Origin of the sequence: Psychromonas sp. MME2, from assembly GCF_040566515.1 — a bacterium.
GTDB lineage: Bacteria > Pseudomonadota > Gammaproteobacteria > Enterobacterales > Psychromonadaceae > Psychromonas.
Genome location: NZ_JBEWXI010000012.1, coordinates 698,812 through 711,481, shown reverse-complemented (window position 1 = coordinate 711,481; position 12,670 = coordinate 698,812). Strand labels below are relative to the sequence as shown.

Sequence of the window (12,670 nt, the reverse complement as noted above, 5' to 3'; positions counted from 1 at the left end):
ATAACAGATAACCGCTTAATTGATTAACGCATTTTGCCATTCTCGAATCCATAATTTACGGTTTTCTTCAATTGCTTCGCCAGAAAGTGATAAGGATTTAGTTGGCACCATGAGTTGACTAAACTCGCTTGGTAACGCTACGTTGGTAACCGGATACATCCAGTTGCCCGTTGCAATAACTGATTGGAATGGTTCACTGAGTATAAATGCCATAAACTGTTCAGCCAATACCGGGTTATGTGTGCTTTTCACTTTAGCTGCCACTTCGATTTGCATGTAATGCCCTTCAGCAAAATCAGCACTCACATACTGATCGTTCTGCTCGGCAATGAGATGATAGGCGGGTGATGTCGTATAGGAGAGCACCATATCGGCTTCACCATTTAAAAACATATTATAAGCTTCTGACCACCCCTTGGTTACCGTGACGGTTTTTTTCGCAAGCTTAGACCATGCAGCGGCTGCTTTATCGCCATAAATCGATTTAACCCATAGCATTAACCCTTGACCCGGTGTTGAAGTGCGTGGATCTTGATAGATAATACGCAGCTTATTTTCACTATCGACCAGCTCCGCCAAGCTTTTTGGTGGATTTTGCATTTTTTGTTTATCATAAACAAAGGCGAAGTAACCATAATCAAAGGGTACAAAGGTTTTATCTGACCAACCACCCGGTACAATCACGTCAGCACTATCGACCTGATGTTCCATTAATAGCCCTGTTTGCTTGGCTGCTGCAATTAAACTGTCATCTAACCCTAAGATAATGTCTGCCTTGCTATTCTTTCCCTCTAAACGTAACCGATTCAAAATAGAAACGCCATCATCAACGGTTACAAACTGCAATTCACAGTCACATTGCTTTTCAAATGCGCTTTTTATTTTAGGGCCGGGACCCCAATCTGAAGCAAATGAATCATAGGTATAAACAACTAATTTATCAGCGATTGCTGGCATTGCGAACAGGGTTGAAATCGCCATTAAGGCAAGTGTTTTTTTCACTATACACTCCATATATTGTGTGGAATAGATAGGGAATGAGGGAGGTCAAAAAGTCGTCACTAAGCACTCAAGGAACAGCTCATTTCCTACGCCAGTATTATCTGGATCAGGTCTACGGGTTTTATCATAAAGGATAATCTCAGCCTGTTAACAAGCCCCCCGATGAGAATCGCTATTATATACCTTAAGTCGATAAATAATAGCAATCGCGCTGATTTTATTCTGCTTTAACGTTTTAGCTGCCCAATATTTGTAATGGTAAGGATAAAATCGGGTCATTATCATTGGCAAAATAGAAGATAATGGCAATTAACCCACCCACCGTGAGTAAATACCACAATGTTGAAACGACTTGTCCATAGTTATCAAGGGGCAATAAATTTGTTTGCCAGCGACTACGCCATTCAAAGACGATTTCCAAACAGCCAATAGCTAATAGAAACCCCAGTAAAGTTAAACCAAGGCTGTAGCTGATATAAATGCCTAACCCTGCACCAACTGCACAGGCAAACACCCCTACTTTGCTATGCATTGAGAAACTAATGCTTTTTAATATATGCCCGCCGTCTAAGGGTAAAATGGGCAGCAGATTAAATAGATTGAGTAAGGCATTAAAAACGGCTAAACCTGCAAAAAAGGGGCTATCCGTTAACCAATAAACAACCACGCAGACACAGGACAAAATCAAGCCAAATGTAGGCCCCATAATGGAGATAACCACGTCTTGCCAACGCGTATTAATTTTACTATCACTGACCGCCAATCCACCAACAAAGGGGATTAAATAGATCCCCTTGGTTGGCATGGAAAAATATTTCATCGCACGAATATGACCATATTCATGAAAGACTAAACAAGCCAGTAACGCGAGTGCAAATTGAAATGAGAAAAACCAACTGTATGCAGCCAAACTCGCACCAGCTAATATCACTTTGATCATCTTTGCACTTTTAAAAAGCTTTAGCGCCAGAGAGACCATCCCAACGACACTGATTTTTTTGCTAGTATCATCGACACTAACGGGGGGTTGCTGTTCAATGTCTTTGCTGTCACGTTGCCCGCTAAGAACAACCTCATCATTAACGACTAACTGATATTTTAAAGAGAACGGCTGCCAACTTAAATCGATATCTAAACGATAATTAATCACTTCAGTAGACGCATCACTATCTTGCACTGTTTGCTGCAATTGAAAGTGGTGACATAATAGACCTTTGTGATTTGCATTGGCCGTTACTTGAGAAACAATTTGGTCTCCCCAATAGAGTTGTTGCCAACCAGCAGGCGACGCTTCTAAGCGCAATGTTTGACCTAAATGTTGTAATTGTAAAAGTTGCACAGATAATCCCTATTAAAGCGTAATATCGTGAATTATGCCGACATAAAATCCCCCTGTCACCTCAAGATGGTTATCTGGTGCTTGGCTACTGACGCTCGCGGCTGACAACGTATCGGTATAACAAAGCAACATTGAAAAATCTGCTTAATATCAAATATACGAGTGGCAGTGATTGTAAACAATGACGCTTTTACATACATTAGCCAATTACATGGTTATATATTCTGAAAAACTCCTTTAGAATTGCGGACTTCAATATTAAGTAACATTATGAATAAAATAACTACCAATACCGATATCAGTGATTTTTCTGACGTCATAATGGAGCTCAGACACAAATTCAATGCCGCAACGTTAGAGGATGATATTACTCACCTTACACCGCAAGTTTCCCCCTCAACTCGCTTTTTAATCAAAATGGAAATAATGAACCTTTCCCGAAAGGTTTCCCATGTCATTGATTTGAGAAATTTATTTCAAAAAAACTGTAAAGAATTCACCTTTCAAGGCGTGTTACATTATTTAGATGATGTGAGTAAAAAAGAGTTCATTAACGAAGTTAATAACTACAGTGGCACTTATACGCTCGGTGTTTATAAACAAATAAGCAAAAAAGCAAAGCAAAGGTACAGAGCAAACCCCAATGAAGGGAAGTTTCCAAAAACCAATGCGATTCATCTCACTGGTTTTTATCAGCGAAGAGAAGAACGACTCTATTTTATTCGTAAAATAAGTCTTTTCTTCAATAGCCCGGAAAAGATGAGCAAAACCGCCTTTGAACATTTTGCTATCGAAGGTATTACAACGGACATTTCTTCCAGTGGTTTAGCAATTAAAGTGCTGACACAAAAAGTGATCCGCAAAAATGGTTTAGTACATGTTTGGATCCATGGTATCGAAAATGAATATACTTTTCGTGGCCGTGTTATTGTTACCTATGAGATAAAAAATAGTTATAAAAAAAATGAATATACTTACCTAAATCTCAACTATCACAATGAACAGTTTTGTAACACGGCAGAGCAATTTTTCAGCTATGCCAATAACTACCTGCAAACGCAAAAAAAACGTAATAATATCTCCGTTGAAAACACCATCAATGCGATTGCTATCAAAGCCTCTGAACAATTTGTGATTTCACGTTTAAATTCATTAGCAGTTTTTTTAATTCATAAAAATGGTACTTGGCTGCCCTATGCGCAATTTAAAACACTCGGTAATCAAGATATTGGCCGTTTTGGCAAAAATAGAAATAATAAAGATTTTTTACATTCATGCTGCGCATTACCCTATATACAAGCCGAATTAATAACGGGTAAACGATTTAGCTATTATATTGTTGTTATACCTATCTCTGACAATCAAAGTAAAACACGCTATATTGCATTACCACATAATTTACTTTTGGCTAACTCTGCTCTTAAAGAGCGCGCACAGCTGGCTTTACAGAACAATCAATTGTTGTGCTATCGGATTGATGGCAACACAGTAGAGCCCGATTCTCAATGCTATGTACCAAGCTCACTACCTTCAACGGCGGGCGATGCTTTTACTGTCAACAATGAAGATACGCTTGAACGAGCAAAGGCGCTGGCAAAGGGGCTAACTAGAATGGTCACGATCACTGACCTTACTGACTCAATTCGCTTTTTACATCTATTTGATGACGATACCGATACCGATGTTAACAAACAAGCGATTAATTTTTCGAGCTTTGTTTTAAAAAAACCAACGCTGCATCAAGAGATACTGAGTATCTATGCTGAAACCAATGACTTGAGAAAAGAAGACCGCTTTATCACTGAACTTTGCTTCCATTTACAAATGCGATCATTTCAACAAAATCAGTTTGTTAGTGGATCTACTGTCAATATATCTTGCTGTGGTTTAAAAATACAACTGTCACCCAATTTTAGTTTAAATAGTGGCGATAGGGTCCATTTACACTTCCCTGACCTGCAAAAAAATGAAAAAGGCAATAAAAAATTTCACCCTTATTATGTCGTTGGCAAAGAGAGTAATCACCAATATAGATTGTCTCTTGATGGTAAAGTAGATGCGCACACAGGTCGTAAATTACTTAATACCTATATCAACAGTCACCGTGAAGATTTACCCGTGCTAGGTTATGGAGAAGATATCGCAGGCTTATCACGTGTACTACGCAATATATTCTCAAATAATCTCCATTTGCCCCATGGCATCACTGCCAAACATACCTCGGGGTCATATATAAAAGAGATGGCTCTTTCCGCTAACTCATCCTTACCAACCTTTGCTGAAGAGCCTCAGGTTGAGTTACTCAATTTAATGAACAATAATGCATTTCGTCAGGCTATCGTGCAACAAATTGAATTAACACCCCAACACTCCCCCTATCACAATTTATATTTTGTAGTGATGCCACGAACTCGTACAAACGGTGATAAATACTTTTTTGTCAAACAGATTGAAGAGGATGAAAAACACGACGAGTTACGTAAACTATTATCCGTTCTGGGCTGTATTGGCAACCCTAGAATAGTTCGAATAAACGGTACCGCAAAAGGCCACGTTTTCGACAAATATTTCATAGATGAAAAAAACTATATGGAGTGTTATGCGGCAATAAAGTTAAAACCTGTTATCGACCAATTACAAGATACACTCGCTATTTTTAACATCATGGATATTACCGACATGATAACTCATCAAACATACGCACCACACAATATCGTTGTAGCCAATGCTGACTGCTAAAAGCTCTTACCAATCCATAACAGCTCTATCTTATTTTGGTTATATTCATTCGCGGTTGATGATAATTTTCTCGCGTAAACCAATAGAATAAAAAAGCAATCGAATCCATCACAGCCCTGCCAGCCCAGCCAGAATGTTGGGCAATACAGATCCCAAATAAACGCCCCTATAAAGGCCATTGTATCGCCAAAAAAATTATCGCTATGTTAGCTGCCGTTTCGCTAATCGAAAGCCCTTACTATCCACTTATCTCCACGCCCTTCCCAAGGAACGGGATACACTAATTTCGTTACTCATTAACATGCTTTAAAAAGAAGTAAAAATATGTAATGGAATGAATAATTAGTGGTTTTCTATTTCACCATGATGTGATCTAACTTACTGTTATAAAAATTTTATTTTGTATTATATCTGTTTTAAAACAGAGTCATAATAAAAGGGATGCCAGTTATGTCAGTTACAAAACATAAAGCAGTAAAACACAGTGGTCGTACAAAAAAGAGTCCTGCTTATTCTTCTTTGTTAACACGTTACCCACGTTTATTTTTAGCTATCGGTCTGCTGCTCTTACTGACAGGCGTATTACTTTTAAGCGTCGGTTATGTTGGCAATGCAAAAATTGGTTTAGCGATGATGGCATTTTTCATTGGCATTTGTTTAGTACTGTTCAGCAGATCCCCATCTCCCAAAATCAAGCAGCGATAATATTTCGCAGCACAAGATGCTATAAATTATAAATTGTCCACATTAGTTGCTGGGCAAAGAGCCGATAAATGACGAGCGATAGCAACAGTGGTTTTGTCATTTATCCTATTACCTTCTTTCACCCAACCAGCCAATCGAGCCAATCGAGGACATCCATATCTTTGATTCTGTTAAAAATTTTATTTTGTATTATATCTGCTTTAAAACAGAGTCATAATAAAAAGGATATCAGTTACAAAACACAAAACGACCAAATTGATGGCCGTTTTTTAATCCCTTACAATAATAACTTGTAACTATGCCTGTGCTTGTTCACTTTGCAGCGCATAACGATTAGCAAGAATGGCACAATAGAAGATCTGAATGGGGTGATAGAGCATAATCGGTAACAGAATCATACCTAAATTAGGATCAGAGCCAAAAATAACCGTTGCCATTGGAATACCCGCAGCAAGTGTTTTTTTCGTACCACAGAACACTGTCGCAACTTCATCTGGCAGCGAAAATTGACTACGACGCGCTCCCCACTGCACCAAATGCACCATCACTAACAACACAATCGAACAGATAATCACTGAGCTGACAAGCATCTGAATCGAGAACGATTGCCAGATACGATTAGCGACTGAATCACAGAATGCATTGTAAACAATCAGTAAGATGACATATTTATCGACTTTATTAACCACTGCTTTATGTTTTTCAGCAAAGCTTAGCAACAATGGACGCGCCATCTGCCCCAAAATCATCGGCAATAATAACAACTTTGAAATTGAGATAATCGAGGCCATCAAATCTAATTCAGCACCTTCAAATCCCATAAACAGCTGAATTAATAGTGGCGTAATAAAAACTCCCAGAATGCTCGACAGGGAAGCGTTAAAAATGGCGCCGGGTACATTACCTTTACCAATACTAGTCATCGCTACTGAAGAAGAGATAGTACTAGGCAAAACAAATAGATAACAGAATCCAAACGCCAGTGCTGCTGGCATATAAGCTAACAACAGATCTCCAAAAACAACCCAAAGAAGTGGATAAGCAATAAAAGTCGCGGCCTGAATGTAAATGTGTAAACGCCAATTGGTAATACCCGCTTTAATTGCAGCGGGTGATAAACCTAAACCATGTAAGAAAAAAACGATTGCAACCCCTACCGCAGTTAGTTTTTCGAGATGGATCAAGCCACCACTTTTTCCTACTCCGGGCGATATCGTTGCGAGAACAATCGCAATAAGCATGCCGACTAAAAACCACTCTTTTTTAAGTTTACCAATAACATTCATTTTTAATAATTTAACCTTAAAATGTTTATACCAATCACCTATGGGTGCTATGCGTATTATAACGGATAATTGCTAATCATTTAAAAACTATCATCATTACTTCGCTACTTAAAAAAAACGAGTAAAAACGAGGAGAAAAACGAGGACATCCATATCTTTTCATTTATAAAATATAATAGCCATTCTTTTTAAAAATAATCTTAATCAGCGCTTTGCTGTATTTAAATAGTTAAATTCCCACACTTGATACTCAATTCAATCTGTTTAATCAAATTTTATTAAAATCAACGCACAAAACACCCTTAACGCAGTGTTAATAGTTAATAAAAAATAAATCATGGGGGAGTTAATGCAACATACAACTTAGTTTGTTTTGCCCAGATACCCAACAGCGACCAGTGTGTTCGGCAAACAAGGCAAGCTCTTCAAGTGAGCCCACTGCACCATGGTAATCTTTACCAAAACTCACCGCTAAGGACAACCAGGTATCACTCTCTAAGCCAAGGCTGCTTAATAAGCTTGGCAGTTGGCTCGAAATCACGCCGCGCTTATCCTCTCGAATCGCTCGTCCAGTCCAATCAACAAGCTCTAAATAATCGAGTAAGGCATAGGGTATACCTTCTTGGGAGGTATCACATTCTGCCGCTACAAAACCAAATAAGGGTTTACGGCTATCATGGTTATGCAACACTTCATCGTGACTACATTTACTGTGGATACGCTCAAATATGGAGGTAAATTCCGATGTTTCCACACTTTCTGACATTTTTGCCCGCACGGGGTTTAAATCAACATAAGCCATGCAAGTTAATAGGGCCTTTTCATCCAGCAACGCTTGCGACTTAAAGCGCCCTTCCCAAAAACGCCCTTTACAGTTATCTTCGGCGTTCGCTTTGCGGGCAATAAATTCATTTAATGCCCGCATGAACCAAGATATATCAAGCAGGCGATGACGCCATTTGCTGATTATCTCAAGCGCCACCTCTATTTGACCTGCGCAAGTCAGCTCCCCTTTGCGCCATCGCGAAACTATTTCTGAGCCAGAATAAAGTTGATACCAACGTCGGCAAACTTCTTCATCGCTACAGGCGCTAATCTCGGCTTCATTAGCATGTAAAACAAGGTGATAGTGATTAGACATAATCGAATAAGCGCAAACATCAATGGCAAAGATATCACTTAATTGCCGAATGCGATCGACCATCCATTGCCGGCGATGTGAATAGTTTTTACCGCTGTAATTATCTTCGCCACACAAAAATGCACGGCGAACACATCGAGAAATGCAATGATAATAAGGCGTGTCCACAAGAGAAATTAACGAAGCACGTGATTGTGTCATACCAAACCCCACAACTGTAAACAAAAACACTGTTTATATAGTAGGTTCAATATTCAATTTAGTCAAAAAGGTATGGGTGTCCTGCATTAATAGTGATTAGACATAATCGAATAAGCGCAAACATCAATGGCAAAGATATCACTTAATTGCCGAATGCGATCGACCATCCATTGCCGGCGATGTGAATAGTTTTTACCGCTGTAATTATCTTCGCCACACAAAAATGCACGGCGAACACATCGAGAAATGCAATGATAATAAGGCGTGTCCACAAGAGAAATTAACGAAGCACGTGATTGTGTCATACCAAACCCCACAACTGTAAATAAAAACACTGCTTATATAGTAGGTACAATATTCAATTTAGTCAAAAAGGTGTGGGTGTCCTACACTACTTTATTTGATGATTATCTCAAGCGCCACCTCTATTTGACCTGCGCAAGTCAGCTCCCCTTTACGCCATCGAGAAACTATTTCTGAGCCAGAATAAAGTTGATACCAACGTCGGCAAACTTCTTCATCGCTGCAGGCGCTAATCTCGGCTTCATTAGCATGTAAAACAAGGTGATAGTGATTAGACATAATCGAATAAGCGCAAACATCAATGGCAAAGATATCACTTAATTGCCGAATGCGATCGACCATCCATTGCCGGCGATGTGAATAGTTTTTACCGCTGTAATTATCTTCGCCACACAAAAATGCACGGCGAACACATCGAGAAATGCAATGATAATAAGGTGTGTCCACAAGAGAAATTAACGAAGCACGTGATTGTGTCATACCAAACCCCACAACTGTAAACAAAAACACTGTTTATATAGTAGGTACAATATTCCATTTAGTCAAAAAGGTGTGGGTGTCCTGCATTAATATTATTTCCTCGTTTTGGTCAAAACAAACATGTACCCATGGATAAAGGAAGCGTCCAAAAAGCCTTGAAGAAAGTAATGGCTGAGTTAGGGATTAAGAAAAATATAAGTCCACATTCACTGCGACATTGCTTTGCAACACACTTGTTAGAGCAAGGTATTGACCTACGCTCTCTGCAAATATTATTAGGCCATCATAGCCTCAATACCACAGCAAAATACACACAACTCACCACGCTTAAACAAAAAGACAATGTGGCAGCCCTTAACCAACTAACCGATAAATTACCGATTCAATGGGAGGCTTTATGAGCCAATTTATTGCATTACTTGAACGCTACCATGAGCAACTAGAGCAACAATATGGTGGATTATTAAATCAAGATATTCGCCGCGCCATTACCGATATGTTGCACTGTAAAAATGATACAACCCGCACCACACAATGGCACTGCGGACACTGTCAGCATGACCAACAACATCCCGCATCCTGTGGAAACCGAAGTTGCCCACAATGTTTGCATCAAACCACATCGAATTGGCTAGCCAAACAAACTAATAAATTACTACCTGTGCACTATTTTATGGTCACGTTTACCTTACCCTATCAATTTAGAGCCCTTGCTCATAAAAAACCGAAGGCGCTATATAAATTGATGTTTCAAGTAACATCAAACATATTAAAAGACTTTGCCTCACGACAGAATAAAGGTGACTTAGGTTTTACCAGCGTATTACACACACATAATCGTAAAAGAGAATGTCATCCTCATCTACATATCATCGTGCCCAGTGGAAGCTATGATGCAACGAACAAGCAGTGGCATAAAAATGATAAGAAATATCTCTTTAATGAATTGGCACTCGCCAAGGTATGGCGAGCAAGAGTGATTGATGCAATCAATCACCACCCCGAGTTAGCTATGCCCAATGATATTGCTAAAAAATGGGTCGTTGATTGTCGCAAGGTCGGATTTGGTTTGTCATCATTCCAGTATTTATCTCGTTACCTGTACCGTGGCGTGTTACCCGATAAAGACATTATTAATGTCAGCGAAAAAACAGTGACCTTTAGATATAAAGAAGGAGGAACAGATATTATCAAAAAGCGAACATTACCCGTACTTAAATTCTTATGGTTAATCTTACAACATGTATTACCAAAAGGCCTGCAGCGCGTTCGTGATTACGGTTTCTTGAGAGGTAATGCTAAACAACTTCGCTTGCAAATCATGCTGATACTAGGGAGTCATTTAAGCACGGTGGCAATAACACCAAAACGAAAAAAAACCGTCTACATCTGCCCATGTTGTCAGCATGAAATGAGTTTTGTAGGTATAAAGCGACTGAGAAATTAGCGTGTTATCACGCGTGATCTTCTACGAAGAATTCATAACAGAAAGCGAATAAAAAGAGGTGTATTGGCATTCAACCAAAAAAGATAACAGATTGATATAATTGAACTATCAATTGTATATTAGCGAAACTCGCCTAAAGAAAAGTGACAAATTAAATTTAGCCTTCAGCAAAATCCACTATTTACTATAAAGAGAAGCAATTCCCGATCGGGCTTGTTCAACACCCGAATAAGGTGTCGGCTGCGCAACACCTATTCTTGTTTGTTAGGCATTATTTCTCACGACTTCTATATTTTTTAAATGTATAAAGCATTTCCGCTAAAGACAGATAAAATAAAGCACTAGCGATAAGAACATTGAACGACGCAGTAATCCAAAACCCTTTAGGATCTACTTTCTCAGAAATGTTAACACTGTCTGTATATACCGAAAATTTAGAAAACATTTCTCCATTCATTATCCCTTTTAACAGAACAAATGAAATATAAAGCCCTAGAGAAAATACAATTGTACTAAGAATTAATCTAAATACTTTACCTCTATCTTCTGGAATTTTCATTGGAGATGATTTCATTGTTTAATGCCTAACGAGGCTGTAGAATTTCTCATTTTCAGCCTGATTATTTTAAATAAAAAACACAATAATTCATAATTTATTGATATTCAATTAAATATTCTGTTTTTAATAACTGACTGATTAAATTGAGTGATATATCGCTGAATTGGCTTAATTAGGCGGGGGTATTCGATGTTAAGGCATCGCCCTTGGGTTAATGCAGGCTGTTTTTTAACTTCTCAATATTATGCACTAAACAGTACATCTGCCATTGCGCATTCACTTTCTCTTGCCCGCGCAGCGTGAATTTATTCATCCCTTTATTGACCGTAATATTGCCAAATACCGGCTCTATTGCACCTAACCGTTTACTGTATTGTCGCCGTCCGGGGCTACTGTCTATTTTCACCCGCATTTTATCGCTATAAGATATAGGTTTGGTGCTTTTATTGATTTCAAACTGGACTTGTCTGCCTTGTTTAGTCGGCGCGTTGCGCATGCATTGCTTTTGTAGTACGCAGGCCCGGCAATCCTTTAAATAACCTGAGAAACGAACGTATTGCCGACCTGCCGTTTCAACATTTTTAACACTTAACCACATTTCATTACCTGCTGGGCAGCGGCAACTTGAGACCGTTTCATCAAAGTAAAAATCGTGACTAGTAAATAGTCGCGCTCTGCCTTTACTGCGTTTTAATCGCCGTTTTTCTTGTTCTGTTTGATAGGTTTGACTGGTTTGGAATAAAGGATTGCGGCTTCTAAATGCGGTATCTGCTATATAAGTATCTAACCCTGTCGTGGCCATGAACTCAAGGTTCACTTCACTGTGGAAACCACTGTCAGCACTGAACTTGGCATCTTTAAAGGTATCAGGTGTACCTAGCTTCGTAAGTTGTTCTTGCAACTGCTTAACCGCGGGCTTCAATGTCTGCTGCTCACCTACCGAGCCCCATGCCTGCGCTTGCACTATGATTTGGTGTTTATCATCATTGATAGCAATACCGTTATAACCTTGAATCGTCCCTTTACTGGTGGTCATCTTGGCGCTATCTGGGTCGGTGATATTGCTTTTTACTGGTTTATTTCGACTACCTATTTTCTCTTTATTACTCGCAAGGAACGCACTAATTTTATTGGCACTTTCATCTAATTTTTGTTTCTGTTTTAGGTCATGTTGGCGTTCATCTTCATTAAGACCGTCTTGTGCCTGATGTCTTGCAATAATGCGTTGGCTAGCACGTTGCAACTTGCGTTGTTTGCGTTCAAGCTCTGCAAATGTACCACTCCACTCTTTACTCGCATTGCTGCTTATCTTGCAACCATCAATCGCAAACATGTGACGACCTATCAACCCTTCTTTATCGCATATCATTAAGACTTGGGTAAAAAGCGGCTCGATTTTATCTTTCATTTTGGAGATAAAGTTGGCGATTGACGTGTAATGTGGCTGTACATCACCCGATAAACTCAT

General features: G+C 39.1%; 11 protein-coding genes, 1 pseudogene and 1 riboswitch. Of the genes and pseudogenes, 4 read left to right on the top strand and 8 right to left on the bottom strand.

Features of this window, described 5'->3' with window-relative positions; genetic code table 11:
* Positions 1 to 15: 15 nt before the first annotated feature.
* Together thiB and AB1A03_RS13890 are read right to left on the bottom strand one after the other, a co-directional pair.
* Complete coding sequence (thiB, locus tag AB1A03_RS13895) at positions 16 to 1,002, bottom strand: thiamine ABC transporter substrate binding subunit (RefSeq protein WP_354625214.1); 987 nt, start codon at positions 1,000 to 1,002, stop codon at positions 16 to 18.
* Between the two features lie 66 nt (positions 1,003 to 1,068).
* Positions 1,069 to 1,174: riboswitch (TPP riboswitch) on the bottom strand.
* 63 nt (positions 1,175 to 1,237) lie between these two features.
* Positions 1,238 to 2,341 (bottom strand): site-2 protease family protein, encoded by a 1,104-nt coding sequence (locus tag AB1A03_RS13890; RefSeq protein WP_354625213.1) that lies wholly within the window; start codon positions 2,339 to 2,341, stop codon positions 1,238 to 1,240.
* 270 nt (positions 2,342 to 2,611) lie between these two features.
* Here AB1A03_RS13890 and AB1A03_RS13885 point away from each other — a divergent pair, with 270 nt between their 5' ends.
* Positions 2,612 to 5,080 carry a hypothetical protein gene (locus AB1A03_RS13885; RefSeq protein ID WP_354625212.1) on the top strand — a complete coding sequence of 823 codons (2,469 nt, stop codon included), beginning with the start codon at positions 2,612 to 2,614 and terminating at the stop codon, positions 5,078 to 5,080.
* 450 nt (positions 5,081 to 5,530) lie between these two features.
* The gene (locus AB1A03_RS13880) at positions 5,531 to 5,785 is read left to right on the top strand and encodes a hypothetical protein (RefSeq protein ID WP_354625211.1); all 255 of its coding nucleotides are present in this window, start codon (positions 5,531 to 5,533) and stop codon (positions 5,783 to 5,785) included.
* Positions 5,786 to 6,081: 296 nt separating this feature from the next.
* Here the strand turns inward: AB1A03_RS13880 and AB1A03_RS13875 are convergent, their stop codons facing one another.
* The 4 genes and pseudogenes from AB1A03_RS13875 to AB1A03_RS13860 form a co-directional block, all read right to left on the bottom strand.
* A complete protein-coding gene (locus AB1A03_RS13875; RefSeq protein WP_354625210.1) occupies positions 6,082 to 7,071 on the bottom strand; it encodes a bile acid:sodium symporter family protein in 990 nt (329 codons plus the stop codon).
* A 346-nt stretch (positions 7,072 to 7,417) separates the two neighbouring features.
* Positions 7,418 to 8,413, bottom strand: coding sequence for a hypothetical protein (locus AB1A03_RS13870; protein WP_354625209.1), 996 nt, complete (start codon positions 8,411 to 8,413; stop codon positions 7,418 to 7,420).
* Positions 8,414 to 8,505: 92 nt separating this feature from the next.
* Positions 8,506 to 8,718, bottom strand: a pseudogene (locus tag AB1A03_RS13865) (hypothetical protein); the annotation flags it as partial.
* 91 nt (positions 8,719 to 8,809) lie between these two features.
* Positions 8,810 to 9,196 carry a transposase gene (locus AB1A03_RS13860; RefSeq protein WP_354625208.1) on the bottom strand — a complete coding sequence of 129 codons (387 nt, stop codon included), beginning with the start codon at positions 9,194 to 9,196 and terminating at the stop codon, positions 8,810 to 8,812.
* A gap of 89 nt (positions 9,197 to 9,285) precedes the next feature.
* Here AB1A03_RS13860 and AB1A03_RS13855 point away from each other — a divergent pair, with 89 nt between their 5' ends.
* Complete coding sequence (locus AB1A03_RS13855) at positions 9,286 to 9,597, top strand: tyrosine-type recombinase/integrase (protein WP_354625317.1); 312 nt, start codon at positions 9,286 to 9,288, stop codon at positions 9,595 to 9,597.
* The gene (locus AB1A03_RS13850) at positions 9,594 to 10,643 is read left to right on the top strand and encodes an IS91 family transposase (RefSeq protein WP_354624507.1); all 1,050 of its coding nucleotides are present in this window, start codon (positions 9,594 to 9,596) and stop codon (positions 10,641 to 10,643) included. Before AB1A03_RS13855 ends, AB1A03_RS13850 begins: the two co-directional genes overlap by 4 nt.
* Before the next feature lie 271 nt (positions 10,644 to 10,914).
* Here AB1A03_RS13850 and AB1A03_RS13845 read toward each other — a convergent pair whose 3' ends face one another.
* Positions 10,915 to 11,217, bottom strand: a complete 303-nt coding sequence (locus AB1A03_RS13845; protein ID WP_354625207.1) for a hypothetical protein — start codon at positions 11,215 to 11,217, stop codon at positions 10,915 to 10,917.
* Positions 11,218 to 11,413: 196 nt separating this feature from the next.
* Positions 11,414 to 12,670 carry a transposase gene (locus AB1A03_RS13840; RefSeq protein ID WP_502945968.1) on the bottom strand — a complete coding sequence of 419 codons (1,257 nt, stop codon included), beginning with the start codon at positions 12,668 to 12,670 and terminating at the stop codon, positions 11,414 to 11,416.

Excerpts from the sequence above, each read along its gene's own strand:
- AB1A03_RS13885 (WP_354625212.1), top strand. The coding sequence starts at position 2,612 with ATGAATAAAATAACTACCAATACCGATATCAGTGATTTTTCTGACGTC.
- AB1A03_RS13880 (WP_354625211.1), top strand. The coding sequence starts at position 5,531 with ATGTCAGTTACAAAACATAAAGCAGTAAAACACAGTGGTCGTACAAAA.
- AB1A03_RS13875 (WP_354625210.1), bottom strand. The coding sequence starts at position 7,071 with ATGAATGTTATTGGTAAACTTAAAAAAGAGTGGTTTTTAGTCGGCATG.
- AB1A03_RS13870 (WP_354625209.1), bottom strand. The coding sequence starts at position 8,413 with ATGACACAATCACGTGCTTCGTTAATTTCTCTTGTGGACACGCCTTAT.
- AB1A03_RS13860 (WP_354625208.1), bottom strand. The coding sequence starts at position 9,196 with ATGACACAATCACGTGCTTCGTTAATTTCTCTTGTGGACACACCTTAT.
- AB1A03_RS13850 (WP_354624507.1), top strand. The coding sequence starts at position 9,594 with ATGAGCCAATTTATTGCATTACTTGAACGCTACCATGAGCAACTAGAG.
- AB1A03_RS13845 (WP_354625207.1), bottom strand. The coding sequence starts at position 11,217 with ATGAAATCATCTCCAATGAAAATTCCAGAAGATAGAGGTAAAGTATTT.
- AB1A03_RS13840 (WP_502945968.1), bottom strand. The coding sequence starts at position 12,670 with ATGAGTTTATCGGGTGATGTACAGCCACATTACACGTCAATCGCCAAC.